The organism is Nostoc sp. ChiQUE02, from assembly GCF_034531305.2.
Taxonomy (GTDB): domain Bacteria; phylum Cyanobacteriota; class Cyanobacteriia; order Cyanobacteriales; family Nostocaceae; genus Nostoc.
Genome location: NZ_JAVRBN020000027.1, coordinates 27,824 through 53,523 on the forward strand (window position 1 = coordinate 27,824; position 25,700 = coordinate 53,523).

General features: G+C 42.5%; 26 protein-coding genes. 16 read left to right on the forward strand and 10 right to left on the reverse strand.

Annotated features, from left to right (window positions below; all coding sequences use genetic code 11):
• Nucleotides 1-62: 62 nt before the first annotated feature.
• Nucleotides 63-461, reverse strand: coding sequence for a hypothetical protein (locus RM347_RS24070; protein WP_322715646.1), 399 nt, complete (start codon nucleotides 459-461; stop codon nucleotides 63-65).
• 499 nt (nucleotides 462-960) lie between these two features.
• Between RM347_RS24070 and RM347_RS24075 the strand changes: the two genes are divergently transcribed.
• Together RM347_RS24075 and RM347_RS24080 are read left to right on the forward strand one after the other, a co-directional pair.
• On the forward strand, nucleotides 961-1,395 hold the full coding sequence (locus RM347_RS24075; RefSeq protein ID WP_322715647.1) for a hypothetical protein: 435 nt from the start codon (nucleotides 961-963) through the stop codon (nucleotides 1,393-1,395).
• Between the two features lie 99 nt (nucleotides 1,396-1,494).
• On the forward strand, nucleotides 1,495-3,369 hold the full coding sequence (locus RM347_RS24080; RefSeq protein ID WP_322715648.1) for a tetratricopeptide repeat protein: 1,875 nt from the start codon (nucleotides 1,495-1,497) through the stop codon (nucleotides 3,367-3,369).
• A gap of 31 nt (nucleotides 3,370-3,400) precedes the next feature.
• On the opposite strand, the gene RM347_RS24085 is transcribed toward RM347_RS24080, so the two are convergent.
• Complete coding sequence (locus RM347_RS24085; RefSeq protein WP_322715649.1) at nucleotides 3,401-3,547, reverse strand: hypothetical protein; 147 nt, start codon at nucleotides 3,545-3,547, stop codon at nucleotides 3,401-3,403.
• A gap of 44 nt (nucleotides 3,548-3,591) precedes the next feature.
• On the opposite strand from RM347_RS24085, the gene RM347_RS24090 reads away from it, so the two are divergent.
• The 7 genes from RM347_RS24090 to RM347_RS24120 all read left to right on the forward strand — a co-directional run bounded on the left by RM347_RS24090 (nucleotide 3,592) and on the right by RM347_RS24120 (nucleotide 6,261).
• A complete protein-coding gene (locus RM347_RS24090; RefSeq protein ID WP_322715650.1) occupies nucleotides 3,592-3,849 on the forward strand; it encodes a type II toxin-antitoxin system ParD family antitoxin in 258 nt (85 codons plus the stop codon).
• On the forward strand, nucleotides 3,846-4,046 hold the full coding sequence (locus tag RM347_RS24095) for a type II toxin-antitoxin system RelE/ParE family toxin (protein ID WP_322715651.1): 201 nt from the start codon (nucleotides 3,846-3,848) through the stop codon (nucleotides 4,044-4,046). The genes RM347_RS24090 and RM347_RS24095 overlap by 4 nt, the downstream gene beginning before the upstream one ends.
• 220 nt (nucleotides 4,047-4,266) lie before the next feature.
• The gene (locus RM347_RS24100; protein ID WP_322715652.1) at nucleotides 4,267-4,446 is read left to right on the forward strand and encodes a hypothetical protein; all 180 of its coding nucleotides are present in this window, start codon (nucleotides 4,267-4,269) and stop codon (nucleotides 4,444-4,446) included.
• A gap of 130 nt (nucleotides 4,447-4,576) precedes the next feature.
• Nucleotides 4,577-4,828, forward strand: coding sequence for a UPF0175 family protein (locus tag RM347_RS24105; RefSeq protein ID WP_322715653.1), 252 nt, complete (start codon nucleotides 4,577-4,579; stop codon nucleotides 4,826-4,828).
• 5 nt (nucleotides 4,829-4,833) lie between these two features.
• Nucleotides 4,834-5,325 carry a DUF3368 domain-containing protein gene (locus tag RM347_RS24110; protein ID WP_322715654.1) on the forward strand — a complete coding sequence of 164 codons (492 nt, stop codon included), beginning with the start codon at nucleotides 4,834-4,836 and terminating at the stop codon, nucleotides 5,323-5,325.
• Nucleotides 5,326-5,592: 267 nt separating this feature from the next.
• Nucleotides 5,593-5,766 (forward strand): hypothetical protein, encoded by a 174-nt coding sequence (locus tag RM347_RS24115; RefSeq protein WP_322715656.1) that lies wholly within the window; start codon nucleotides 5,593-5,595, stop codon nucleotides 5,764-5,766.
• Between the two features lie 141 nt (nucleotides 5,767-5,907).
• Nucleotides 5,908-6,261: a hypothetical protein gene (locus tag RM347_RS24120; protein ID WP_322715657.1), complete on the forward strand. Its 354-nt coding sequence runs from the start codon at nucleotides 5,908-5,910 to the stop codon at nucleotides 6,259-6,261.
• Here RM347_RS24120 and RM347_RS24125 read toward each other — a convergent pair.
• The gene (locus RM347_RS24125) at nucleotides 6,258-6,467 is read right to left on the reverse strand and encodes a hypothetical protein (protein WP_428850601.1); all 210 of its coding nucleotides are present in this window, start codon (nucleotides 6,465-6,467) and stop codon (nucleotides 6,258-6,260) included. The genes RM347_RS24120 and RM347_RS24125 overlap by 4 nt on opposite strands.
• A 374-nt stretch (nucleotides 6,468-6,841) precedes the next feature.
• On the opposite strand from RM347_RS24125, the gene RM347_RS24130 reads away from it, so the two are divergent.
• The 3 genes from RM347_RS24130 to RM347_RS24140 all read left to right on the forward strand — a co-directional run bounded on the left by RM347_RS24130 (nucleotide 6,842) and on the right by RM347_RS24140 (nucleotide 10,497).
• Nucleotides 6,842-8,194, forward strand: coding sequence for a histidine phosphatase family protein (locus tag RM347_RS24130; RefSeq protein ID WP_322715659.1), 1,353 nt, complete (start codon nucleotides 6,842-6,844; stop codon nucleotides 8,192-8,194).
• 27 nt (nucleotides 8,195-8,221) lie between these two features.
• Nucleotides 8,222-9,526, forward strand: a complete 1,305-nt coding sequence (locus tag RM347_RS24135; protein WP_322715660.1) for a dihydroorotase — start codon at nucleotides 8,222-8,224, stop codon at nucleotides 9,524-9,526.
• A gap of 434 nt (nucleotides 9,527-9,960) precedes the next feature.
• Complete coding sequence (locus RM347_RS24140) at nucleotides 9,961-10,497, forward strand: pentapeptide repeat-containing protein (RefSeq protein WP_322715661.1); 537 nt, start codon at nucleotides 9,961-9,963, stop codon at nucleotides 10,495-10,497.
• A 221-nt stretch (nucleotides 10,498-10,718) separates the two neighbouring features.
• On the opposite strand, the gene RM347_RS24145 is transcribed toward RM347_RS24140, so the two are convergent.
• Together RM347_RS24145 and RM347_RS24150 are read right to left on the reverse strand one after the other, a co-directional pair.
• Nucleotides 10,719-11,066: a hypothetical protein gene (locus tag RM347_RS24145; protein ID WP_322715662.1), complete on the reverse strand. Its 348-nt coding sequence runs from the start codon at nucleotides 11,064-11,066 to the stop codon at nucleotides 10,719-10,721.
• A gap of 124 nt (nucleotides 11,067-11,190) precedes the next feature.
• Nucleotides 11,191-12,696 carry a CIA30 family protein gene (locus RM347_RS24150; RefSeq protein ID WP_322715663.1) on the reverse strand — a complete coding sequence of 502 codons (1,506 nt, stop codon included), beginning with the start codon at nucleotides 12,694-12,696 and terminating at the stop codon, nucleotides 11,191-11,193.
• A gap of 1,024 nt (nucleotides 12,697-13,720) precedes the next feature.
• Between RM347_RS24150 and RM347_RS24155 the strand changes: the two genes are divergently transcribed.
• Genes RM347_RS24155 through RM347_RS24170 form a run of 4 tightly spaced genes read left to right on the forward strand, consistent with a single transcriptional unit; the run spans nucleotide 13,721 to nucleotide 19,210 of the window.
• On the forward strand, nucleotides 13,721-15,214 hold the full coding sequence (locus RM347_RS24155; RefSeq protein ID WP_322715664.1) for a sensor histidine kinase: 1,494 nt from the start codon (nucleotides 13,721-13,723) through the stop codon (nucleotides 15,212-15,214).
• A gap of 22 nt (nucleotides 15,215-15,236) precedes the next feature.
• Nucleotides 15,237-15,665, forward strand: coding sequence for a response regulator (locus tag RM347_RS24160; RefSeq protein ID WP_322715665.1), 429 nt, complete (start codon nucleotides 15,237-15,239; stop codon nucleotides 15,663-15,665).
• Nucleotides 15,666-15,676: 11 nt separating this feature from the next.
• Nucleotides 15,677-16,714, forward strand: coding sequence for a sensor histidine kinase (locus tag RM347_RS24165; protein WP_322715666.1), 1,038 nt, complete (start codon nucleotides 15,677-15,679; stop codon nucleotides 16,712-16,714).
• 21 nt (nucleotides 16,715-16,735) lie between these two features.
• Complete coding sequence (locus RM347_RS24170; protein WP_322715667.1) at nucleotides 16,736-19,210, forward strand: GGDEF domain-containing response regulator; 2,475 nt, start codon at nucleotides 16,736-16,738, stop codon at nucleotides 19,208-19,210.
• Between the two features lie 187 nt (nucleotides 19,211-19,397).
• On the opposite strand, the gene tmk is transcribed toward RM347_RS24170, so the two are convergent.
• The 5 genes from tmk to RM347_RS24195 form a co-directional block, all read right to left on the reverse strand.
• Nucleotides 19,398-20,033, reverse strand: a complete 636-nt coding sequence (gene tmk, locus RM347_RS24175) for a dTMP kinase (protein ID WP_322715706.1) — start codon at nucleotides 20,031-20,033, stop codon at nucleotides 19,398-19,400.
• Between the two features lie 174 nt (nucleotides 20,034-20,207).
• On the reverse strand, nucleotides 20,208-21,539 hold the full coding sequence (locus RM347_RS24180) for a lactate racemase domain-containing protein (protein ID WP_322715668.1): 1,332 nt from the start codon (nucleotides 21,537-21,539) through the stop codon (nucleotides 20,208-20,210).
• A 2-nt stretch (nucleotides 21,540-21,541) separates the two neighbouring features.
• Nucleotides 21,542-22,378: an SDR family oxidoreductase gene (locus tag RM347_RS24185; protein ID WP_322715669.1), complete on the reverse strand. Its 837-nt coding sequence runs from the start codon at nucleotides 22,376-22,378 to the stop codon at nucleotides 21,542-21,544.
• Nucleotides 22,379-22,935: 557 nt separating this feature from the next.
• Complete coding sequence (gene uxaC / locus RM347_RS24190; RefSeq protein WP_322715670.1) at nucleotides 22,936-24,357, reverse strand: glucuronate isomerase; 1,422 nt, start codon at nucleotides 24,355-24,357, stop codon at nucleotides 22,936-22,938.
• Between the two features lie 215 nt (nucleotides 24,358-24,572).
• Entirely contained in the window at nucleotides 24,573-25,601 is a 1,029-nt protein-coding gene (locus tag RM347_RS24195; protein WP_322715671.1) for a LacI family DNA-binding transcriptional regulator, read from the reverse strand.
• Between the last annotated feature and the right edge of the window lie 99 nt (nucleotides 25,602-25,700).

Genomic DNA, 25,700 nt, shown 5'->3' on the forward strand with positions numbered 1-25,700 from the left:
CTCAATTTAGACTCAATTTCCTAACAATTTATTCTGCGATCGCTTCATCCAGTCCACTAAGACTATGATGCAGTTTTAGTATTCTCACTGGCTGATTCCTTTAGAGTCGTCCTTAAGCGTGTTGCTGTGCTTTTACGGATGCGATCGCTTTTGCGAACACCACCTGCCATTTGATATTCACGGCTATCTTTGCCGTACTTAAAGGCAACTCCAAGGAGCATTTTTTCCGTCAAGTCGCTCAAAGTTGTTTCCAACTCTTTCATCTCATTTTTGTAAGAGTCAATCACAGCCAGAGTGGTATTATAAGCATCTATTTTGCTACGGTACTGCTGAATTACTTGTGTAATATTTTGTAAGTTGCGAGCATCCCCAAAATCCATACTGGGATCAATTGCTTTGAGTCCGGCCATTCTCAATTCAGCTTTTTCTAGAACGCGATGTGTACGCTTTTGACGAGGCATAATTATGTTCTTTTTATTGTGTTCTAGAGCTAGCTTGCCTTATTAAAGCTTGATTTTGGTTGAGTAAAATCCACAAACTTGGTGTTGAATGTAACGATAGAATCAGCAATATCAACTAAAAATATGATGTTTGTAACGAAAATTGTAGTGGTGGTAACTAAACTCGTAACATTGTAACGAAAATTATGATATTTGTAACAAAAATCGTAGTGGTGGTAACTAAACTTGTTATTTTAGTAACAAACTCGTAATAATGTAACGAAAATTATGTTGTTTGTAACGAAAATCGTAGTGGTGGTAATTAAACTCGTTATTTTAATAACTTAAAAGCAATTCAAAAAGCCTAGATATCACAGGCAATAAATTGAGAAAGTAACGCTGGACTATAGAAAATCCCTAACGTTGAGTAAAAGCTGGGTTTTTTTAACTTAGTTGCGGAATTTAGAACAAAAGCGGTGTGTTAATTAAGTAAATAGGATACACATAGTCGGGGCAGGATATGATACTTGAAACTGCGGCGATCGCTGTTGGCACTATAATTGCCACCAAAGCCTTAGAAAAAACGGGCGAAAAAGTAGGCGAAGCTTTATGGGATAAGGCTGGCAAGTTTCTCGTCACGCTCAAAAAACAGTCTCCCCAGACTGTAGTTGCTATTGAGAAAGCACCAGAGCAACCACTTGACTATGGTAAGGCTGTACTAGAGGTGCAATCTGCGGCTCAAGATAATCCTGAAGTAACTCAAGCTGTAGAGGAATTGGCACAAGCAGCAAAAGCTGAACTAAATCCTAAATTTATTCAATCTATACAAGAATTTGCCGATACGCTGAAGTCGCAGCCGCAACAGCCAAATAGTATTAACTATCAAAATTTGGCAAATGAGATAAAGAATCTTTTTCAAGGCAATACATTTAACGGCCCAGTAACCTTTAACTGACCAAAGTCGTCCGACGGGGAACGGACAAAGTTAACTCCCACAAAATCTATTCCTTATCGCGGTTCCGTCAATTTCGTCGGGCGAGAAACGGAACTGACAATGGTGCATAAAGACTTGCAACGAGGAAATTATGTAGCAATAGCAGGAATGGGTGGCGTGGGCAAAACTGAATTAGCTACCCAATACGCCAGACGATATGAACAAGATTATGGCGGAATTGCCTGGTTTAACGACAGAGAAACTAATCTCGCCGCCCAAGTTTTAGAGTTTTTCCGGTTGCAGTTCAGTTTTGAGATTCCCCAAGAATTAGGAGGAAGACTTTTAAGCCTGAAAGAACAAGTCGCCTGGTGTTGGTCTAAATATCCTAACTCCGCCTTGCCTATTTTAATTGTCTTCGATGACGTAACTGATTTAGCTAACCTTGGCGAAGTCGTACCCTATGTTTCCCGCTTCCGAGTCTTAATTACTACTCGACTGCGAAATTTAGACCCAAATTTTATTCAAGAAATTTCTTTAGATGTTCTCTCGCCCGAAAAAGAACCAGGTAAAGCCTTAGGACTGTTAAAACGACTGTTGGGAGAAAAAGATCGGCGAGTTGAAAACCAGCCACAAGCCGCAACCGCAATCTGTGACTGTCTAGAATATTTGCCCTTGGGGATAGAGTTAATTGGAGGTTATTTACTAGGCGACCCAGAAATATCTTTAGATATGATGTTTGGGCGATTGCAAGAACGTAAATTAGCAGAACCAGGTTTACAAGACCGGGAAAATCTCAACTCAACTCAACTGGGAGTCAAAGCCGCCTTTGACTTAACTTGGTCAGAACTCGACCCACTAGCGCAACAACTAGGAAAATTGTTGAGTTTATTTTCTCCTGCATTGATTCTTTGGGATTTGGTCATTTGGGTAGCAACAGGTGGAGAAGAAGCAGAAAATCAAGAAGAAAGACAGCTAACTTGGTCAGAAGATGAATTAAACGCAGCAAAAAAGCAACTCTATGGGCGTAACTTGCTGCAACAAGTAGAAGAAAGAGAAAGATGTTATAAAATTCATGCCTTAGTGCGGTGGTTTTTGCAAGCCCAGTTAGCCGATGCTGGCGAAACTAAATCAGTTTTAGAAACAACCTTTGCCACTGCCATGATAACCCTTGCCCAAAGCCTTCCCGATTCACCAAATTCTAAGCAGATTGGATTTTTCAGTGATTTTGTTTCCCATCTTGAGGACTTGGCACAACGTTTAATTGCAGAGATCGACAAGCAACCAAAAGAGACACAAATAATTTCTCTAGGATCAATCCCAAACGATCGAGTAATTTGGGTATTTCTGGGAACAGGAAGGTTTTACGAGGGACAAGGATTATATAAATTAGCAGAACCTTGGTATGAAGAATGCGTAAATGTTTACAAGGGTCTGTTTGATGGCGACCATCCCGATGTTGCTACTAGCTTGAACAATTTAGCTTTACTCTACTATAGTCAAGGGCGGTACAGCGAAGCCGAACCCCTCTACAGCGATGCCCTGGCAATGACAAAGCGCCTGTTTGATGGCGACCATCCCGATGTTGCTACTAGCTTGAACAATTTAGCTTTACTCTACTATAGTCAAGGGCGGTACAGCGAAGCCGAACCCCTCTACAGCGATGCCCTGGCAATGAGAAAGCGCCTGTTTGATGGCGACCATCCCAATGTCGCTACTAGCTTGAACAATTTAGCTTTACTCTACAAAAGTCAAGGGCGGTACAGCGAAGCCGAACCCCTCTACAGCGATGCCCTGGCAATGTGCGATCGCATTTTAGGAGTTAATCATCCCACTACAGCGACAATTCGAGAAAATCTAGCAATCTTGCAAGGCCAGTCTACTTCCCGTGCTATCTGGATGCGTCGGTTAAGTAAGTTTGTCCAAATTTTGTTAGCGATCGCAATCTTACCGTTTTCCCTGCTGTGGCGATTGGCTAAAAAATTAATTCGTAATTAAAAGAGCGGGTTCAGGCGATAGAGTTTGCAATCTAGTAGTTTTGAGCGATCGTCGTTCGCGTAGCGTCTCGTAGAGAAGACGTTGCCGTTTGCGTAGCGTCTCGAAGAGAAGGCATCGCTATTTTCTCATCAACCAAGGTGCGATCGTTAAACGTTTCCTCAAAGACAACGCCTAACAACCTTGATAAGATGGAAAAAATAGTTCAACCTCACTGCCAAGGTTATGAGTAACATTAATATTTCCTTGCCTGAGTCGATGAAAGCCTTTATTGAAGAACAAGTGGCTGAAGGTGGCTACGGTTCAGTTAGCGAATATCTACAAGAGTTAATCACTCAAGACCAAAAACGCAAGACGCAAGAACATATAGAGGAACTTTTAATTGCAGGACTTGAAAGTGGAGAGGCAATCGAAGTTAATGATGAATGGTGGCAGCAAAAACGCACAAACTTGATCAACCAGCTGCATCAAGAGAAAGAATGACAAAGCGGATAGTCATTACACCCAAAGCCAGTTTAGATATTGATGAGTATTTTGCTTACATTGCCCAAGAAAACCCCGACACGGCTCTTTTATTTTTTGACTCTGTAAGAGAAACTTTTGCACAGTTAGCAAGAATGCCTGGAATGGGTAGCCGTTATCCTCTGGATAATCTTCGTTTACAAGGTTTACGTAAATAGGCTGTTAAGGGATTTAAAAAGTATCTAATTTTTTACTTTGAGCGAGATGAAAGCATTGAAGTTGTGCGGATTATCTATGCGGGGCAAGATATAGAAAGGATTTTAGAACAGGAATGAGATTGATTAGCGATCGCTTTTCTCTCGTCAACACAAATGTTTAGACCTAGCCCGTCGTAGGCGATCGCCTTTTACAATTGGAGTATTAATTGTATTTACGTCTATGAACTTTCCTCCCCAACTCCAACAAAAGATTGAAAAATGGGCAAGCAGTCAGGGAATTTCGACTGAGCAATTTGTTTTGCAAGCTATTGCAGAAAAAATTGACACGCTGAGTCAGCAAGTCACTGAAGAACATACTCAACAAAACTCTGAGATGACCCGCCAACGGCAAGTTCAGTGACCATCGTAGACATCGCTGTTCAATCGCTACTGTGCTACTTTAAGAAAAATACTGCAAGTATGACCAGTGCGATCGCTTGACTGTGACTCGTATGATAAAACTAGTAAACCCTAACTAACACGAGTTGGTAATGAGTCAATTTATCCAACCCATAAACTTGCAAATATCACCTGATTCCTTAAATCAAGGTGAAGAAGCTATCCGCCAAGAATTAGCTTTACATCTGTACGCACAGAATATTTTTACCTTTAGTCAAGCACGTAACTTAGCTAACTTGTCTGTATGGGAATTTCAGAAATTGTTAGGACGAAACAAAATTGAGCGTCATTACAATGAAGCAGATTTAGCTCAAGATATTGAGATAATTGAAGCAGGTTTTTAGAGATTGTGACCGTTGTTTGTAACGCTACTCCTTTGATAAATTTTGCAGCTATTAATCGCCTTGATATCTTGCAGGCTGCATTTAAGCAAATTGTTATTCCCCAAGCTGTGTATAATGAAACGACTGTTGCAGGTTTTCCAGGATCAGAATTTGTATTGCAAGCGGTTGCTGACAGATGGCTGCAAGTGGTCTCAGTTTCAACAATAACACTCAATATACCGTCAGAATTAGATAACGGTGAACGCGAAGCAATTGCCTTAGCACTAGAAACTGAAGAACGGCAAATTTTGTTAGATGAACGTGAAGCACGCCAAGTAGCTCAAAGTTTAGGATTACAAGCAATTGGGACTCTAGGTATTCTCTTATTAGCAAAAAATAGAAAGATAATTACACAAATGCAACCCCTACTAGATGCCATGATTAATACTGCTCAGTATTGGGTGAGCCGCAGTCTTTATGAACAGGTTTTACGACAAACAGGAGAATTAATAGACTAATCAGCAAAAAATAGGCAAATTTTCTAACTGACTTTGAGCAATGATAATTCGATCAAAAGGAATCTAGCTAGATGCGTACTCCTGGGGAGCATCTTGTAGACAAGCAGCTTGTTGTCAGGCGATCGCTTTTCTCTCATTAACACAAATGCGTAGGCGTAGCCCGCACAACTCTTGGAGAGGCTGCGCCAACGACATGGTTTGACTCCGCTCACCAGCCGCTCAGTGACTATCGTAGACATCGCTCATATTGTGCAAGCCCTTGATTAGATGCGTAGACGCTGCATCGGCTTGCGTCAGAGAATGATTGCGACTAAAGAAGAGAATTCTGATAACATCCCTGAATTAATGCTGGCATATCTCAACGAACTTAACTGCGATCGCTTGGAAACTGAACTAGATAATCGCACAGTCCAAAAAGATACAAAAGTTATAGCTTGGTAATATCTGAAACACCAAGAATAATTGACTGGCTAATTATATACGCAATACAATTACTGTTATAGAGCCTAACGATAGAGTTAATTAAAATAATTTGCCCAGAGAATAAAGACAAGCAATATTAAAGATAATTTGGATAAAAAAATGAACACCAAAATTATTGCTTTCTTGGGAATTACGGCAGCTTTGGCAAGCTTAGGAAGCCAAGCCTACGCACAGTCACCAGCATCAAGCTCAAATCCAGGGCAATACAAATTAACTGGTGATTCTTTACTTGGAATTGATAATAGAACAGCTCAAGATGACTTTAGAAGCTTTTTTGAGCAAACTAATCCAGCAAGTCTCTCTAACAATAATAGAAGAGACAATAAAACTCCAGTAAAAATCCGCTTTAACGAAACATTATCACAGCCAGATACTTCTGTTTTCTTAGCACCGGCTCAGTCGGGGAGTGAGAATGATGGGTTGCAAGTACAGTTAGATATAAGGGGAGATTAATCAGGTATAAAGGTTGATGCTGTAGTTTTGAGTGTAAATGCCTTATTTGCCTTATCAAAGGATACGCCAACAATTAAAGCAGATAGTCCTGTTGAAACTGATTTAAATCTCAATAGCTTATTTGTGGCAAAAATGACTTGTGGGTTTAGTGTAAAGGTAAGCCACCACACCAGACCCACATCAGGGGTGGGAATGTTTCCACTCACTACAGTTTTTTGATTCACTTAAAGAAAGAACCTGCTATTGCTTCCCAAAAACAGACTTAACAGCAGTACGAAAGAGGGTTTACGGCGAAATTCTTGAGTTTTGTCAGTCAAGCAGGTGGCAGAAGTTTTCTTACCTTTAACAATTTGCTCAAGCCCCTTATTTTAGGAGACCATTTATAAAGAGGAAATATTTTTGCTTGAATAAAAACAGTTTTGTTAGGAAATATTGTTGACACAACGGCAGTTTTTGCTGCTCATCCTGCCTCCTCTACGAGAATAAACTTTCGCATTTTACTAAATCCGCCCTCCTGAGTCGATAATTCTGCAATCATTTTGCAGTAGAATTAATCGTCAAGATAGAGGAGGGCTTTGAGATGACTCGTGTCATCATTGTGCGCCACGGTCAAAGCGGTTATAACACCGAGCGGCGTATCCAAGGGCGCACTGATGCGTCAACATTAACCGAAAAAGGTCGTAACGATGCTAGTAAAGTTGGCAAAGCCCTCAGCAATATTTTATTTAATGCGATTTACAGCAGTCCCCTGCAACGAGCTAAACACACAGCAGATATTATCCATAGCGAGTTAGCTACTCATGCTGAACAATCTGCTGTAATTCAAGTTTCTGATTTGCTGCTAGAAATCGACCTGCCTTTATGGGAAGCACTGCTGACTGCTGAAGTGAAGCAGAAATTTGCCGAAGACTACCGCACTTGGCACCAACGCCCCGACGAACTGCGGATGCTGCTAAATGATGCAGAGGGAACAAGAGAACATTTTCCCGTTCTTGCTTTATATGAACAAGCACGGCAGTTTTGGCAAGAAACCTTGTCTCACCATCAAGGCGAAACTATTCTTATAGTGGGACATAACGGCATTAATCGTGCCCTGATTAGCACAGCGCTGGGAATTTCTCCAAGTCGTTACCATTCAATACAGCAATCTAACTGTGGCATCACTGTACTAAATTTTGCTGGGGGATTGGGCGAACCAGTCCAGCTAGAATCTTTAAATCAGACACAACACACTGGGGAAAGTCTACCCTCATTGCGACCAGATCATCAAGGAATACGGTTGTTGCTAGTGCGTCACGGCGAAACCGACTGGAATCGCCAAACCAGGTTTCAAGGACAAATTGATGTCCCTCTCAACGACAACGGTAGACAACAGTCGCAAAAAGCAGGCGAATTTCTCCAAGAGGTAGCGATTGATTTTGCTTGCAGTAGCACAATGCTGCGCCCTAAAGAAACAGCAGAGATTATCTTAAAACAGCATCCGAATGTAAAGTTAGACTTGCAAGATGGTTTAAGAGAAATCAGCCACGGTCTCTGGGAAGGAAAATTAGAAACAGAGATAGAACAAGAGTTTCCGGGAGAGTTGCAGCGCTGGCGGTTAGTACCCGCCGAAGTGCAAATGCCTGAAGGGGAAAATTTGCAAGAGGTGTGGGAACGCAGCGTTGCAGCTTGGCAATTAATTGTGCAAGCCGCATCAACTAATCAATTCAAAACAGTCTTAGTAGTAGCTCATGACGCTACTAACAAAACGTTGCTTTGTCACATTCTGGGTTTATCGCTGGAAAATTTCTGGAATTTCCGTCAGGGTAATGGTGCAGTCAGTGTTATCGACTACCCTTTTGGAATTGATGGTTTACCAGTAGTGCAAGCGATGAACATCACCACTCACTTAGGTGGAGGCGTACTAGATAAAACAGCAGCGGGGGCATTGTAATAAAGCTTAGTAGAACTAAAAACTTTCATGACTGAACTGCTGCAAAAAGTACGGGTGATTGACCCAGTTTCTGAAATCGACGAACTATTTGATGTGCTGATTGCTGATGGTTATATCCGAGAAGTGGCTTCGCACATTTCTGACATCAGTTCCGATACTCAAATTAGAGATTGTCAGGGATTAGTTCTTGGGCCTGGGTTAGTGGATTTGTACAGCCACTCCGGTGAACCAGGCTTTGAAGAACGGGAAACCCTCTTGTCTCTCTTACAATCTGCTGCTGCTGGCGGCTTTACCAGAGTTAGCATTTTACCCGATACATCCCCGGCTATTGATAACCCTGCACTTGTGGCACAGTTACAGCAGAAGAAGGCAGAGGGGCAGAGGGGCAGAGGGGCAGAGGAGAATTTGTCTCCCCTGCTTCCCTGCTCCCCTGCTCCCTTGCTTCATCTCTGGGGTGCTATCACCTTAGATGTTGCTGGAAAGCAAATGACGGAATTGGCGGATTTAGCGTCGGCTGGAGTTGTTGGTTTTACCGATGGTAAGCCGTTAGAAAATTTGGCGCTGGTGCGGGGAGTGTTAGAGTATCTCCAGCCGTTGGGTAAACCGGTGGCATTTTGGCCTAGCGATCGCCAGTTAGCAGCAAATGGTGTAATGAGAGAAGGGACAGATGCTCTCCGTTTCGGTTTACCTCCAATACCTGCCAGTGCTGAAACTACTGCGATCGCAGCAATGCTTGAATTGGTTGCAACTATAGGTACACCAGTCCATATCATGCGTGTCTCCACAGCTCGCAGCGTGGAATTAATTGCCTCAGCCAAGGCTGCTGGGTTACCCATCACCGCCAGCACCACCTGGATGCACCTTTTACTTGATACAAAAGCTGTTAAGAGTTATCACACCAGCTTGCATTTAGATCCACCTTTAGGTAAGCCTAGTGATGTGGTGGCGTTGCGTGCGGGGGTACGTGCGGGTGTGATAGATGCGATCGCTATTGACCACACACCCTACAGCTATGAAGAAAAAGTCCAAGCTTTTGCCGAAGCACCTCCAGGAGCAATTGGTTTAGAGTTAGCATTACCTTTGCTGTGGCAATATCTCGTTGAAACAGAGGAATTTACAGCTTTAGAATTATGGCGGGCATTGAGTATCAATCCAGCAGAGTGTTTGGGGCAGAAAGTCAGTGCAATTCTACCTCATCAACCAGCGGAACTTACTTTATTTGATCCCCAGCAAACCTGGAAAGTCGAACGGAAAAGTCTGTATACACTTTCACAAAATACACCTTGGTTAGGACAACAGTTGCAGGGTCGTGTTGTGAAAACCTGGTGTTGAAAAATGTAAAATACTTTGAGATTTTTCACTTTTTAGAGAGGTGTCAATGCATTGGTAATTGAAACTTATATAGCGGTTCTCGCTTGAGTGAGATACAAGAACCCCACCCCCAACCCCCTCCCCGCAAGCGATGAGGGGAATATGATATACCTTGTATGATTAGGAAACGCTATATAACTATAATTTTGTTCCAAATCATAATAACCAAGCTTGTAAGCCGTACTTAAAACTACTGAATTAAACTGATCTCTTTAAAAAACACTCTTATTTTAGTTTTGTTTAATAAAGACCAGCTAAGTTTTATTACTAAATCGTGTTATAGTGACGACTTAAAATAATTTGAAAATCATTGTTTTAAGCTTAAGATAGATTGCCCTTACTGCCTGAATTGCTAAATTAAGAATTGATGTCAAGCAGAAAAGGCTGATAGAAAATTGAAGTCTGTAGCTGTAAAGAAAAAGATTAGTCTAGCTGCGATCGCTATGTTAGCAGCAGGAGTTGTAGCGGGATGTTCGAGAGCCGAACAACCCCAAGCGGCAGAACCGAATCTGGCCCCCGTTCCCAATACACCCCTACAAACAAATCAGCAAAATCCACAGAGTATTCCAACTCCTTCGACCCTTGTAAATGCGACAGGCGATTCAGTTCAACAGCTTCTATCCACCAGAAAATGTCAAGGCTGTAACCTCCGAGGCGCTGACCTAGATAAAATCGACCTCAACGGAGTAGATTTGAGTAATGCCATCCTGATTGACGCTGACCTAGATGAAACTAATCTGAGTAATGCTAACCTCAGTGGGGCTGATTTAACCGATGCAGACTTAGGAAAAGCAAATCTTACGGGAGCAAATCTCAGCAGAGCTAATTTTACAAAAGCTGATCTAGAAGATGCAAATCTAACCAATGCTAATGTGACTGGTGCAACTTTTACAGGAGCAGACTTAAAGCGGGTAATTGGTTTGCATCGCTAAAGCGATCGCTACTGATTCAGCAAAAACTGCCCTTTGCAAGGGGTAGGTTGGGTTGAGGAACGAAACCCAACATTTGTAGGGCTTTGTTGGGTTTCACTCCATTCAACCCAACCTACAAATCTTCTTAACCGAGCAGTATTGGATCGCTACTGATTCAGCAAAAACTGCCCTTTGCAAGAACTGCCTTCTTTGGTAAAGTGCGGAATGTGAGATTAAAATATTCAGCGTGATTCTAATTTACCAACTCGCTCCTCTAATTTGTTGACTTGTTGCTTCAATTCAACTACCAAAGTTGCAAGCCGATCAAACATCCGATCTTGCTGTGATAAATTTCCTCTGGAACCAGTTGACTGTCGGGGAGTAAGTGTTGTTCTTGAGGATGGAGACTGACGGCTTTGACCTAGTTGAGATTCTATCTGATTTAACCGCGACTCGATACGATTAAAGTCCGCTTCTAGGTTGTTGATACGGGATTCAACTTGCTGTGATAAAGCAGTGTTTGGAAATAACCCAGCCCAGATTATTGTTAATAAAATCCCAGCAAGTATTAGCACTGTGATTTTTTTCATGTCAATAGCTAAAGTCTTACAAGATTCTCATTTATTTGCGGCTATACAGACAAAAACCGCATGACAAGGGTTTCAAATTCCCTGAGTCCGTGCAGGTGGAGGAAAGTTTGTATAGCCGGAATTTCTAATTGCCAAGTCTATTGGCTTCTTTATCCTTTACTAAATTAGAAAATAGCTTCTGCCAATCGATAGAGTTAAGAGTATTATCTTTCTGTTTTACCTCAAAAGTGACATTACAAGCTCTCTCTAGTTTTAGAGCTTGCACGCAAAGTTCTGCCACCTCCTCACGGCTGATTTTGCCTCTAATATTGTCACCTTGCTCAAATATTAATTCCTTACCACCTGCCTCTTCAGTTAAAGCACAAGGTCTAATAATCGTATAAGGAATTCCACTTTCTCTTAAACTATCTTCTCCCTTCAACTTCCAAGTCAAAATTCCTCCCAATTGGTCATTTAATTTCACTGCTGGGGGTTCTTCATCTAAATTAATACCAGGGCGTCCGGGACGAGTTACACCTGCTGAACTGACGAGGATAAATTGCGGTAATGTTGTCCCACCATAAGCTTTAATTGATTCCAACTGCAAAGTAAAACCACCGGGAGAAAAGTTGGGATTTAAAGCGCCATCGTATTCAAATTTGCTCAACATCAGTTGGAATGAGCAAATTCGACTTTGCTCGATTGGCGGCGCATCTTGGACAACTTTTGCCCGAAATACGGGAATTAAATCTGTAAAGGGAATGTGAATGTCTATCCAGGTATTAGCGACAGTATCAAAAGAATAGCTATAACCAATACCATCCCATTTTGTATCTGTTCGCAGAAAGATTTTATAACGCTGACCATCGCCTTTGACACGCAATTTCACACCTTCATAACCAGATAAGTTGAAGGGTGGATCAAAATTCTTAGTTCTGACAGAAGCAAATCCGCCAGAGTTAGCGGTGGAGACATTACCAGCAAAAAAAGCTGTATTTTCTCCTAATTGGATGTTACTAGCACTCACGCCACCCATGACGACATCATCCAACGCTCCCCAGTTATCCTTTAATTCTGCTGATGGCTTTGTGAAATCAAAGATTATTTTTTCGTTTGCTTGGGGTAAATATTTTGCCGCAGCTTGGACTAAGTTTTTGACACCTTGATATTCCACATTTTCTGGGGTGTCGCCAACAATTTCTGGCTGGTAAAATTTAACACCTTGATAGTATTTGGCTCTATCTGCTGTATCTCCCTCAACTGGTTGTACACGCACTGCTGTGCAACAAATTACAGCTTGGATATCAGCCATAACTAAAGGAGTTAAAGTTTCTGGTTGAGTAATATCCGCAACTACTAAATCTATATCATTACCAAGAATTAACCGCGCTTTGCCAATGTCTCGAACTAGTGCGCGAACTTTATAACCTTGTTGGAGCGATCGCTGCACCACTCGTTTACCTACACCACCTGTTGCACCTGCTACTAATATTACACCCACGTTTCTTCCTCCATTGGGTCTATCTTGATTATCCTTAGGACGGCCTTGGATTAACTGCTGTACCCAGTTAAGGAAAGGAATTACCTCAAAGTAAGTCAGGGTTTCGATAAACCTGCCTAAGTCCCATTGAGAACGATTTTTATCAGTCATATTTGCGTCCTCATAACTTTCTTCAGTCTAGCCCAATGAGCTAGTTATGTTGTCTTTAAGCAAGTCCCCAGACTCTGAGCTAATGCTGTTTTGCATCTTCGCATTGTGATGCGATCGCACACCAACTCACTACAAGCACAAATGGCGTTGCAGAACAAGTCGCAAATAAATCTCTTTTGTTTAATTCTCTTCGAGAAACGATGGAATATGTCTTACGTTTAGCGTCCTAACTCGGCTATTGCTATACCTTATTTACACCTCATTTAGGACTGCTATAGTCTACGTATTTAATACGTCAATTTAATATCAAGCTAATATAATCAAAGGCTTCTAAGTGAAATTACTAAATTTTCATATCACATTGACATAATTTATGCAAGAGAAAATCTCTTGAATATGACTGGGGAAATATACTGAATAATTTCACAAAATTTACTATTTGCCTTCCCATAAGTCAGAAAATATACGCTCCCAATAATTAACTAATTATAGATATCCTTTATTAGAGCTAATTTTGCTCTCGAAGTTAAGAAAGTTGGTATCAGTTCTCAGGACTATGACCAGTAGTACCGTGAAAAACTGTTGGCATTGCTAAATAAGAAGTATGAATCAAGATGTAGAGACGCGATATATCGCGTCTCTACATGGGTTTTGACATCAAACAAAATCATTTTCATACTTCTTACTTCAGCAAGCCAATTTTTTCATGGGTGCTGTTTGGTGGAACGAAGATATAGCCATTTGGACTGGGGCTGCTAGTCACCCTTCTTTTTAAGAGCGGGAAGCTACAGCTTCTTTTTCCGTAGGGAGTATGGGTGACCCTCTAACGCTGCGATCGCAAAGCGTCTCGTTGGTGCAGCCTCTCGTAGAGAAGAGAAAACAGCCAATAGAGAGTAGACCTCTTGCAAAAGTTCCTTTTCCCCACTTCTGCAAGAAGTCTAGTGACTGTTACCCGTCTACCGCGCTGGCTCACCGTTTTTACCACTTTAGTCAGCGGTTACTTTTTTAAATAGGAAGGTAAAAAATGGAATGGGCTATTTACAAAAAGAATACAGGCAGTTTTGTAATAGCAGTGGCAATTATGGCTGGTGTTGGAGTAGTCTCTTATCTTAGTTTGCTTCAGTATAGAGAAAATGCTCAGTGGGTCACACATACACGCGAGGTGCTGGAAAAGACTAAAGAAGTAATGTCACAAATTAAAGATGCAGAGACTGGACAACGGGGTTATCTTCTCACGGGAAAAGAACGGTATCTGGCTCCGTATCGCACTGCAAGTGGCGAGATTACTCAGAAACTTAAAGCTCTGCGCCAATTGACAGCGGATAACCCCAATCAACAGCAGCGGCTCGATCGCCTTGAACCCATGATTGCCAAAAAACTAGTTTTGATCGAACAGGCGATTAATGCTAGGAGCAAAAATTTAGAGTCCGCGCTGCAAATAGTTCAGACAGATCGGGGTCAGCAGATTATGGAGGACATCCGAATGCTGACTACAGCTATGGAGAACGAAGAGAATGAGTTGTTGAAACAGCGGTCAATGGAGGCGAACGCCAGCGCTTATCAAACAACTTTACTGACTATTTTTGGCAGCATTATAGCTTCTGTTGTCGTCGGTTTAGCAGCCACAATCACCAATCAGGAACTCGTTAAACGCAAACGGATGGAAAATTCTCTGCAAAAGGCTCGCGATGAGTTAGAAATAGAGGTTAACAAACGGACTGCCGAACTTAGAAATACTAACGAAGAATTGCAAACTGAAATTAATGAGCGCAAAAGAGCAGAGTCAGAGATTTTGCGCTTGAACGTTCAGCTTGAGCAGCGAGTTGCAGAACGCACAGCACAACTCGAAGCCACTAACAAAGAGATGGAAGCATTTAGTTATTCTGTATCTCACGACCTGCGGGCCCCCTTGCGGAGTATCGACGGCTTTAGCCAAGCACTACTAGAAGATTATGCTGACAAGTTAGATACAGTAGGTCAAAACTACCTCCAACGAGTGCGTGCAGCCACTCAGCGGATGGCACAACTGATCGACGATTTGCTGAATCTGTCACGATTGACGCGCAGTGAGATGCGTTACGAAAAGGTTGATCTCAGCGCACTGGTGGAGGCGATCGCTACAGAGTTGCAGAAGACACAACCAGAACGCCAAGTAGAGTTTGTCATCGCGCCGGGATTGGTTACCAATGGTGATACTCATCTGTTACGGATCGTGCTAGAAAACCTGCTGGGTAATGCCTGGAAGTTTACAGGAAAACATCAAAAAGCCCGAATAGAATTTGGGCTTTTGCAGCAAGATGACACCCATGTGTATTTTGTTCGTGATGATGGCACAGGCTTCGATATGGCCTATGTTGAAAAACTCTTCGGTGCTTTTCAGCGCTTGCACGCCATGACTGAGTTTGAAGGCACTGGCATCGGACTAGCTACTGTGCAGCGGATTGTTCACCGTCATGGTGGTCGTGTCTGGGCTGAGAGCGCAATCGAGCAAGGCGCAACATTTTACTTCACCCTTTAACTACAAGAAGATATAAAACAAGATGATTTTACTAGTAGAAGACAATCCTGATGATGAAGCGCTAACCCTACGCGCACTTAAGAAAAACAATATTATGAACGAGGTGGTAGTGGCACGCGATGGGGTGGAAGCCCTAGATTATCTCTTTGGTAAAGGTGTCTACGCCGATCGCGACATGAGCGTTATGCCCCATCTCATCCTCTTGGATTTGAAGCTGCCTAAAATGGATGGTCTGGAAGTTTTGCGACACCTGCGAACTGACGACAGGACAAAAATCCTTCCAGTCGTCATTCTCACCTCGTCCAAGGAGGAGCAAGACTTAATCAATGGCTACAGCTTGGGTGCTAACAGCTATGTTCGCAAACCAGTAGACTTTTCTCAATTTAGTGAAGCAGTGCGACAACTAGGGTTGTACTGGTTTGTCTTAAACGAATCACCGCCAAGATTATAGTTTAGATGGGTATGGGTACACCTCTGCGCGTATTACTTGTTGAGGATTCAGAAGACGACGCTTTTTTGTTGCTACGTGAACTGCAACGTGGTGACTATGAAGTAACTTTTGAACGGATTGATACACCCACAGCCATGAAAGCTGCGATCGCAGGGCAAATATGGGATATCGTCATCTGCGATTATTCCATGCCCACCTTTAGCGCCCCTGCTGCATTGAAGCAGGTCAAGGAAAGTGGGCTTGACCTGCCATTCATTATCGTCTCAGGAACTATTGGTGAAGATACCGCAGTAGCCGCCATGAAAGCTGGTGCCCATGACTACATTATCAAAGGTAATTTAGCACGACTTATCCCTGCTGTTGCCCGCGAGTTGCGTGAGGCACAGGTGAGACGGGAGCGTAAACAAGCAGAGGAGCAGATTAAAGCATCGCTTCAAGAAAAAGAGGTGCTATTGAAAGAAATTCATCACCGCGTAAAAAATAATTTACAGATTATTTCTAGTCTGCTCAACCTGCAAGCAGAGTATCTCAAGGATAATCAAGCCCTTGAGGTATTCAAAGATAGCCAGAACCGGATTGAATCAATGGCTCTGATCCATGAGAAACTGTATCAATCTCAAGACTTGGCAAGGATTAATTTTGCTGACTATATCCAAGATTTAGTAACTAATTTATTTTATTCATACAACGTTAATTCCAGCGCTATAACTTTAAAAATGAACGTTGAGGAGGTTTTTCTAGCCATTGATGCAGCTATTCCTTGCGGCTTGATTATCAATGAACTTATTTCAAATTCCCTAAAATATGCATTTACTCAAAGAGAACCGGGGGAAATTTGTATTGGCTTTTGCTCCATAGAAGCAAACTTATTTACACTTACTATCAGTGATAACGGTATCGGTTTTGCCCAAAATTTTGACTTTCAAGCTACAGAATCATTAGGTCTGCGATTAGTAAAAGGTCTAACACATCAATTACAAGGCAATATCGATTTTATCAGCTATAACGGAGTGAAGTATAAAATTACATTTCCGACTAAAAATTTCTAAATTTATAAGTTAAACAAAATCATGAATCCAGTAAATATATTAGTTGTTGAAGATGAATTCATCGTGGCAATGGATATACAAAATAGGCTAAGAAAATTTGGATACACTGTTATGGGGCTTGCCGATTCTGGAGAAGAAGCAATTAAGAAAGCAGCAAATGATTCTCTAGATTTAGTTCTAATGGATATTCACCTCAAAGGAAATATGGACGGTGTGGAGGCCGCTCAGATAATTCATAATGTTTTTAAGATTCCAGTAATATATCTTACTGCTAATGCAGATGAATCAACATTAAATCGAGCCAAGGTAACAGAGCCGTTTGGCTACATTCTCAAGCCTTTTAAAGAAAAAGAATTAAAGTTCACTATTGAAATTACCCTTTCTAAACATCGGACGGAAAAAAAATTAAAACAGAATGAACAATGGCTGACTACCGTACTTAAAAGTATTGGAGATGCTGTGATTACTAGCGACGAATCTGGAACTGTGACTTTTATGAATCCTATTGCGGAGGTATTGACGGGTTGGAATTATTCAGATGCGTTTGGTAAAGAAGCAACAGAAGTATTCAATATTGCTCATGAAAAAACTCGTATAATAATTGAAAGTCCTGTAAGGCAAGTCCTTCAGTCGGGCGTTACTGTCGGTCTACCAGAACAGACGATACTTATTGCTAAAAACGGTACAGAAATACCAATTGATGATAGTATTGCAGCGATTAAAGATGACAACGGTAACATCACGGGTGCAGTTTTGGTCTTTCAGGATATCACCGAGCGTAAGCAGATATTGGAGGCACTAGCGCGTCGCCAGCAAGAATTCAAAGCACTAGTTGAAAATGCACCTGATATTATTTCCAGATTTAACCCTCAATTGCGCTACGTTTACGTTAATCCAGCTATTGAAAAGGTTACAGGAATATCAGCCGAAACATTTATCGGCAAAACAAATGTAGAGTTAAGTCTGCCAGAAGAATTTTGCCGGATATGCGATCATAAGCTTCAACAAGTTTTCCAAACTAAGCAAGAAACCGAGTTTGAATGCAGTTTAGCGATCGCTTCCCAAACAAGACATTACCATACCCGTCTTGTGCCTGAATTGGCTAGCGATGGTTCAGTATATTTTGTTTTGAGTATCGCTCGCAACATTACTGCTCTCAAACTTGCAGAGGCGCAATTAATTCATGATGCCTTTCACGATGTACTAACCGGTCTGCCAAATCGCGCCTTATTTATGGAACGGCTAGAACGTGCGCTCATGCTGACAAAACGACGTGCGGACTATAAATTCGCTGTTCTCTTTTTAGACCTAGATCGCTTCAAAGTTATCAACGACAGTCTCGGCCACATGATTGGCGATCAACTACTAACTGCCCTTGCTCGCAGATTGGAGAATTGCCTGCGCTCTGGAGACACAGTTGCCCGTCTAGGGGGAGATGAGTTTACAATTTTGCTTGACGATCTCAACAACATCAATGACGTAACAGGCGTAGTAGAGCGGATACACGAAGCTCTGACATCTGCGTTCCAACTCAGCGGGTACGAGGTATTAACCACCGTCAGCATTGGCATCGCCCTGAGCAAGGGTAGTTATAACCATCCAGAGGAACTCCTGCGCGATGCTGACATTGCAATGTATCGCGCTAAGGCATTGGGTAAGGCACGCCATGAGATATTTGACTCAACCATGTACACCCAAGTAACGAAGCTATTAGAGTTAGAGATGGATCTACGACGGGCAGTTGAACGCCAGGAGTTTCAGGTTTACTACCAGCCAATTGTTTTATTAGAAACTTACAAAATTATTGGCTTCGAGGCTCTCGTTCGCTGGCAGCACCCGCAACACGGATTAGTTCCTCCAGACAACTTTATTCCATTGGCGGAAGAAACTGGGCTGATTATCCCTATTGGTTATTGGGTACTGCGCGAGGCTTGTCGTCAGATGCGTGCTTGGCAAATAAAATTTCCTACTGACCCACCCTTGACAATTAGTGTAAATCTTTCCACAAAACAGTTTTCACAACCCGGGCTTATTGAGCAAATTAACCAAATTATCCAAGAGACTGGTTTGGAAGGTGGCAGTTTAAAGCTGGAGATTACCGAAAGCGTACTTATGGAAAATATTCAATCAGCAGCTTTTATGCTCTTGCAATTACAACAGATGAATATTCAATTACACTTAGATGATTTTGGCATAGGCTATTCATCCTTGAGTTACCTGCACCGCTTTCCAAGTAATGCCTTGAAGATTGATCGTTCGTTTATTACTAAGATTGGTGCTAATGGAGAAAACTTGGAGATTGTTCAAGCGATTATCACCCTAGCACAGAGTCTAAATATAGATGTAATAGCAGAGGGCGTAGAAACTATAGAGCAACTGGCACAACTTAGAGCCATGAAATGCAAATATGCACAGGGATATTTTTTCTCCAAACCCCTGAATAGCAAGTCAATAGAGACATTAATTGCATCTGGCATTCAGCCGAGACAAGGATAGGATTACGGAGTAGGGGAAGCAGGGGGCAGGAGGCAGGGGAAGCAGGGAGAGAATTTTGGAAGTTGCTAAATCATCCCGCAACTATGCAACGCCAGAATTTTAAATATTTTCTAAAAAGTACTTCTTTACGAGTTGATCCAAAAAACAAGTATTATTTTATATATCGCCTCAAAATTTGAGGCGATGCCTACGGCAACCCCTTCAGGTGTAGGCGCAAAATTCCTTGAATTACCTGTTGTACAGCTTCTTTACTCAAGCTGCCATCTACCCGCACAATTCGTGAGGGATGGGATGCTGCTAAATGTGCGTATCCTTGCTGAACGCGCTGATGAAAAGCGATTGTCTCCTGTTCAATGCGGTCTAGCCCTACTTTGCCGTCTAGTTTGCGGGCCAGTCCTACTTCGACATCGACATCTAGCCAAATAGTTAGGTCACTTTCTAAACCACCAGTAGCAATATAGTTAAGCTGATTGATTAAACTCATGTTAAGACCGCGACCATATCCTTGGTAGGCAATGGTAGAGTCGGTGTAGCGATCGCATAAAATATATTTGCCTGCTGAGAGATTTGGTTTGAGTTCTTGTTCAACGTGTTGCGATCGGTCAGCAGCATACAACAATAGTTCTGTCACTTCAGCAACCGGTTTATCCTCTGCCTTTTCTAGTAGCAAGCGGCGAAGATGTAAACCTAATTCTGTTCCCCCTGGTTCACGAGTTACCACCACAGATACACCTAGACTTTCTAACCACTCAGAACAAAGCTGCATTTGGCTGGTTTTGCCACAGCCTTCCACCCCTTCAAATACAATTAATTTCCCACCCATGCTTTTTTGTGTTCGCTGCAATAAACTTAGATTTTTTCACGCAATCAAATCGGATTGCTATATAGCATTTATCGTTTGGATGCAATACAGTTTGACCTCTCTCCAAACCTCTCTCCTAAAAGGAGAGAGGCTTTGAATCTTACTCCCCTTCCCTACAAGGGAAGGGGCTGGGGGTTAGGTCTGTATTTCACTCAACCCAGAAGCGCTATATGTGCCCCTACCCGATGATTTAGTTGCCTGAAAACTGCTGTAACTTACACGGTACAGTATCTCACCAGCTTTCGGCACAAGCAAGATGCCTTCATCTTCCCGGTTAGCCCATTCTGCTGGTCGAATGGTAGCTGGGTCACGATAGTTCAAGTTATGAGCAGCACAACGTTCAGCAGAAATACCAGTAGCCAAAGTGACGCGAATCCGCGCTTGTTCCCCTTGTATAGGATCAAAAGTACCCATACCTTTTAAATGAGTACTATGAGCCAGCACTCCACCAGGATACGCTTGGAATTTATCCCACTGTTTGAGGAAGTAATCCCGCACATGATAGCCAATTTGGGACAGGATTTCGCCATGTGTATAGCTAAACTCGGTGATGTGAGGCGCATATATAATAACTTCACCTCCGTCGGCCACTACTGGCTCTAGTTTGTACATTCCTTTAGCTGCTGTCCAAATGTCGTCATACATTTGGGGCATTACTGAAAGTACTTGTTTAAAAGGCTGATCTACATATTTAATATGCAGTTTAGCTGATAATTTTGCAGCGGCTTCCCAGGCTGACTCTGGTTTATCTATATAAAGTCCAGCTAACTGATTCGTTTTTGGTGCGACTACCATCGCCAAACAAAGCTTCGGGGTAGAAATCAGGCTAGCGGCTCGGTTAATCAAGCGCCGAACTGGTGTTATTCCCGGTGTCCCAATAATTTCATAACTGGTGATTAAAGCACCCAACCAGTGTGATAAATCAATTACTTCTTGACCAGCAATGCCGGGAAAAAAGTATTTATTTCCACCAGAGAAACCGACAACTTCGTGGGGAAAGACCGGGCCGCAAATCATTATTAGATCGTACTCTGTTACAAGCTTGTTAACACGTACATCAACTGCCTGATGCAGCATTCCACGGCTAATCTCTGCTATCTCATCTGCCGAAATTACTCCACAAGAAATAAAGGTATCCGGCTCATCCCAAAGGTGGTTAAAGATGCTAACTTTTTTAAAAGTTGTCTCTCGCTCCTGGTGTGTCACTCCCACCAAGTGATTGATTTGTTCCTCACTCATGGGATTATGTGTACCCAGAGCGATCAAGAAATCTAGAGCTGCTACCCTTTTACTCAACTCCTGATGAAGCAATCGAAACATTTGAGGTATGGGAGCAGTGCGGGTACCATCTGGAATTAACACCAAGATGCGCTGTCCATCCAACTTGGGGTCTGCTAAAGCTTGATGAACTAGCCCGGAAACTTGCTCATCTGAAAGTGTTCCGTTATTTACAGCCAGTGAATACATTATTAAACTCCACTGTAGATACTAAATCCACCATCTACCGGCACAACTACCCCGTTGACGAAACTAGAACCCGAACTACATAACCAGATTAAGGTGCTGAGTAATTCATCCGGTTTGCCAAAACGTCCGGCGGGGGTATGCTGAATAATTTTTTGCCCGCGTTCGGTCAAACTACCATCGGAATTTAGGAGTAAATCTCGATTTTGTTCTCCAATAAAAAAACCTGGCGCGATCGCATTTACTCTTAGTCCATCTCCATACTTTTGGGCAAGTTCTACCGCTAGCCAGCGAGTAAAGTTATCTATCCCGGCTTTAGCGGCTGAGTAGCCAACCACGCGGCTAATCGCTCGAATGGCAGACATAGAAGAAATATTGACAATGCAACCGTGGGGCTGATTTCTTTCGACCATTGCTTGACCAAAAACTTGGCTGGGCAGTAGAGTTCCAAGTAAGTTGAGGCTAACCACTTCCTCAAAAGCCGCGTGTGGCATATCAAAAATAGTAGCATCAGGAGTAATTGTGGCAGCAGGGATATTACCGCCAGCCATGTTTACCAAAATGTCTATTTGACCCCAATGCTGTAGGATAACATCTTTGGCTATTTCTAATTGGGAGCGATCGCTAACATCTGCCAGCACAGCTATGCTTTCTCCACCGTTAGCGGTAATTTCAGCTACTACCGCACCCGTCCGTGCTTCATTGCGAGCCAGAACGGCTACTTGCGCTCCAGCAAGGGCCAAACCCTTTGCCATAGCTCCACCAATCACACCAGAACCGCCTGTGACTACTGTTACCTGTTCTTTTAGGCTAAAAAGTTTATTTAAAATCCAGTCTGGCATCAATGATTCCCCTGCTTATTCCAATTCGTAATTCGTAATTAAAAAAGTCAATATTTAATCTGGGTTTCCAAGTTTCCTGTGTAGCTTGGACTAGGGCGTGTTTTCAAACTACTCGTTTAGCTTCCTAACTTTTTAGATACCCTTAAATTCCTCAATAAATTGGGGGAATTTAAGAAACTTTTAGCCCCCTTTTTAAGGCTATGGTGTACACACAAGTCTTTTAGAGTTGTTGTGTAACTTAGAGAAAGTTAATTTTTGCAGTTCGATGCATCAAAGGTGCAGGTTAATGTATCAAAGGTGCAGGTCGATGTAACAAAGGTGTAGGTCAATGCAACAAAGGTGTAGGTCAATGCAACAAAGGTGCAGGTCAATGCAACAAAGGTGCAGGTCAATGCAACAAAGGTGCAGGTCAATGCAACAAAGGTGCAAGTCAATGCAACAAAGGTGCAGGTCAAAAGACTTGTGTGTACACCGTAGCCTTTTTAAAGGGGGTTGGGGGGATCTAAAACTTTGAAAACACGCCCTAGCCCTAATAGCTTGATTTTGGAAAATTGATATTAGTCCAATTTGTAAGCAACCTTAGCGAGGTCGTAAGCCAAAGCACGAGCCATATCATACCCTTCCTCTTCTTCAACCAATCCACGTGTTACCAATCCGGCTAACCAATTACAAGCTACCCGCCGCCAGACTGTGTGACGAGCCGGAATAGAAACGAAAGCCCGTGTATCATCATTAAATCCAGCAGTATTATAAATTCCGGCAGTTTCCATCACCTGATTGAAGTAGCGCTCCATACCATTTACGCTGTCGTGAAACCACCAAGGCGGCCCAAGCAAGACAGTAGGATAATGACCGGCTAACGGAGCCATTTCCCGGCTTAGGGTGCTTTCATCCATGCCAAAAATGATTAAGCGGAAACGTTGATCGTTACCGTAGGCTGACAATAATGGGCGTAGATTTTGAGTCCACTCTATTTTTAGCGGAATATCAGCACCTTTATCAGATCCAAATCTCTCAAATAAAACCGGGTTATGGTTACGCATAACACCACAATGCATTTGCATCACCAAGCCATCTTCCACACTCATCCGCGCCATTTCCATGAACATGTGCCCGGTAAAATGTTCTACATCACCTGGATTCAGCTTGCCGGCTAATGCTCTAGCAAAGATAGCTTCTGCTTCCTGGTCGGAAAGGCGTGTGGTATAAGGCGTAGCTGCACCTTGGTCGGTAGCTGTCGCGCCCATTTTTTTAAAGAAAGCTCGACGTTCTTCTAAAGCTTGCACAAAAGTGGCGTAAGTGCTAATTTCTCTGCCAACAGTGCTTTCCAATTGGCTAAGATTTTCGCGCCAACCAGGAGCATCCAGGTTAACTACTGCATCTGGTCGAAAAGTTGGTCTGATTTGAGTAAAACCTTCTTCGTGGAGCGATCGCTGGTTTTCTAGGGTATCACTGGCTGCATCGGTAGTACAAAGCACTTCGATGTTAAAGCGTTTGAATAAAGCACGAGGGGAAAACTCAGGCAAGGCTAACAGACGTTCCAGGTAATCATAGATATGTCCGGCATTGCGAGAGTTTAAAAGTTCATCTACGTCAAAGACGTTAGTTAGTTCGTCTTTCAGCCATAACCCAGACGGAGTACCTTGGAATAGATAAAAATGGTCGGCGAACAACTGCCAGATTTTGCGATGGTCGGTTTCTACTGGTGAACCATCACTGGTAGGTATGCCCAAAGCTTGCAGAGGTACGCCCCGACTATAGAGCATCCGCAAAAGGTAGTGGTCAGGGATAATAAATAATTCGGTCGGCGAACCAAAACGGGCTGCGGGATTAGCTAACAAGGCTGGATCTACGTGGCCGTGTGGGCAGACCAGAGGTAACGCAGATATGCTGTCAAAAAATTGATGGGCTAGTCGTCTTTGAACTGGTTCTGGAGAAAAGCAGCGATCGCGAGATAAAGTTGCTTTTTTGGTTAACATAATTTTTGTTTGGTTAAAATCTTGAATATTGTTAAGTGAAAATATGAATTTGCTTCACGCAGAGAGTAAGAGTTTCCAATTTTTTCAAATTAAACCCCGTCCATTTTGAAACCTGGAGTTTTTAATGAGAGTATATTTTTGGTTGTGGCTTGAGTTCTCAGCTTTACTCTGATTACAAAAAAAACTACAGTTTTCAAGATAGACACGGTTTCAGATTACTTTCTTAATGCTGCACTACTACCACGCTGTACTAGAAAAGGAGATAAAATGCGGTTTTCCACAGTTTTTTCTTCTAATAAATCGAGTAACATTTGCATGGCTATGCCACCAATTTCCAACATTGGTTGGCTGACTGTGGTGAGTGCCGGCGTAACGTAACGCCCCAAAGCAATACCATCAAATCCAACCAGACTTAAACTTCGCGGGACTAAAATACCTAGTTCTTGGCAGGCTAGCAGAGCGCCAACCGCTACCATATCGTTGTAACAACAGATGCCTGTTACCTCAGCAGTTAATAGTTTAGAAAGCATATTTTGCCCGGTGGCAACATCGCTTATTCTGGTATCATATTCGTCATTAATTGAAACCCAATCAGGATTTTGTGGTAGGCCAGCTTCAGCCAGAGCCATTCGATATCCTTCTAGGCGTTGCTGATTTGACCTGCTGCGATCGCCTACACCCAGATAACCAATAGCGGTGTGCCCTAGACTTATTAGATGCTCTGTGGCTAATTTAGCACCTAAGCGATCGTCTATTGCTACTGAGTGAAATATGTCGGATTGATCTTCTGTCTGACTATTAATCAGAACTGTAGGCACTGCAATTTGCGTGAGTTGCTTTGTATGCTGTTTACTGATTCGCGAGTCGGCTATTAAGATCCCGTCTACTCTACGACGATGAAAAGTATCAATAGCTGCCATTTCCTGCTCAACATCTCGGTGTGAAGCACTCAACAAAACGCTCAAGCCTTCTGGTCTGGCTACCTTCTCGATTCCCTCTACTACCTCCGCGAAAAAGGGATCTGCAATTGAAGTTACTACTACACCAATGGTATTAGTACGTTTATTTTGCAAGCTTTGAGCTATAGCATTTGGCACATAGCTCATCTCCTGCGCCAGTCGCTTAATTTCTTCTCGCACCTTAGGGCTAATTAGTTCGTTATCTCGCAAAGCACGTGAAACTGTAGAATGAGAAACGCCTGCTCTGCGAGCAATATCTTCAATTGAAGTTCTTCGTTTATTCATTTTTTATCTGAGCTTTTAAATATTGCACACGTGTGCATTTATATGTATTATAGAAAATAATTGTTATTTGTCAACAGATTTAATACAACTCACATTTTG

What these genes read in the sequence shown, in the direction of transcription:
- RM347_RS24170 (WP_322715667.1), top strand. Translation starts at nt 16,736, where the DNA reads ATGAATCCAGTAAATATATTAGTTGTTGAAGATGAATTCATCGTGGCA.
- RM347_RS24150 (WP_322715663.1), bottom strand. Translation starts at nt 12,696, where the DNA reads ATGACTGATAAAAATCGTTCTCAATGGGACTTAGGCAGGTTTATCGAA.
- RM347_RS24180 (WP_322715668.1), bottom strand. Translation starts at nt 21,539, where the DNA reads ATGTATTCACTGGCTGTAAATAACGGAACACTTTCAGATGAGCAAGTT.
- RM347_RS24080 (WP_322715648.1), top strand. Translation starts at nt 1,495, where the DNA reads ATGGTGCATAAAGACTTGCAACGAGGAAATTATGTAGCAATAGCAGGA.
- RM347_RS24185 (WP_322715669.1), bottom strand. Translation starts at nt 22,378, where the DNA reads ATGCCAGACTGGATTTTAAATAAACTTTTTAGCCTAAAAGAACAGGTA.
- RM347_RS24160 (WP_322715665.1), top strand. Translation starts at nt 15,237, where the DNA reads ATGATTTTACTAGTAGAAGACAATCCTGATGATGAAGCGCTAACCCTA.
- RM347_RS24070 (WP_322715646.1), bottom strand. Translation starts at nt 461, where the DNA reads ATGCCTCGTCAAAAGCGTACACATCGCGTTCTAGAAAAAGCTGAATTG.
- RM347_RS24165 (WP_322715666.1), top strand. Translation starts at nt 15,677, where the DNA reads ATGGGTACACCTCTGCGCGTATTACTTGTTGAGGATTCAGAAGACGAC.
- RM347_RS24120 (WP_322715657.1), top strand. Translation starts at nt 5,908, where the DNA reads ATGAACACCAAAATTATTGCTTTCTTGGGAATTACGGCAGCTTTGGCA.
- RM347_RS24130 (WP_322715659.1), top strand. Translation starts at nt 6,842, where the DNA reads ATGACTCGTGTCATCATTGTGCGCCACGGTCAAAGCGGTTATAACACC.
- RM347_RS24135 (WP_322715660.1), top strand. Translation starts at nt 8,222, where the DNA reads ATGACTGAACTGCTGCAAAAAGTACGGGTGATTGACCCAGTTTCTGAA.
- RM347_RS24075 (WP_322715647.1), top strand. Translation starts at nt 961, where the DNA reads ATGATACTTGAAACTGCGGCGATCGCTGTTGGCACTATAATTGCCACC.
- RM347_RS24115 (WP_322715656.1), top strand. Translation starts at nt 5,593, where the DNA reads ATGCGTAGACGCTGCATCGGCTTGCGTCAGAGAATGATTGCGACTAAA.
- RM347_RS24105 (WP_322715653.1), top strand. Translation starts at nt 4,577, where the DNA reads ATGAGTCAATTTATCCAACCCATAAACTTGCAAATATCACCTGATTCC.
- RM347_RS24155 (WP_322715664.1), top strand. Translation starts at nt 13,721, where the DNA reads ATGGAATGGGCTATTTACAAAAAGAATACAGGCAGTTTTGTAATAGCA.
- uxaC (WP_322715670.1), bottom strand. Translation starts at nt 24,357, where the DNA reads ATGTTAACCAAAAAAGCAACTTTATCTCGCGATCGCTGCTTTTCTCCA.
- RM347_RS24195 (WP_322715671.1), bottom strand. Translation starts at nt 25,601, where the DNA reads ATGAATAAACGAAGAACTTCAATTGAAGATATTGCTCGCAGAGCAGGC.
- RM347_RS24095 (WP_322715651.1), top strand. Translation starts at nt 3,846, where the DNA reads ATGACAAAGCGGATAGTCATTACACCCAAAGCCAGTTTAGATATTGAT.
- tmk (WP_322715706.1), bottom strand. Translation starts at nt 20,033, where the DNA reads ATGGGTGGGAAATTAATTGTATTTGAAGGGGTGGAAGGCTGTGGCAAA.
- RM347_RS24145 (WP_322715662.1), bottom strand. Translation starts at nt 11,066, where the DNA reads ATGAAAAAAATCACAGTGCTAATACTTGCTGGGATTTTATTAACAATA.
- RM347_RS24100 (WP_322715652.1), top strand. Translation starts at nt 4,267, where the DNA reads ATGAACTTTCCTCCCCAACTCCAACAAAAGATTGAAAAATGGGCAAGC.
- RM347_RS24090 (WP_322715650.1), top strand. Translation starts at nt 3,592, where the DNA reads ATGAGTAACATTAATATTTCCTTGCCTGAGTCGATGAAAGCCTTTATT.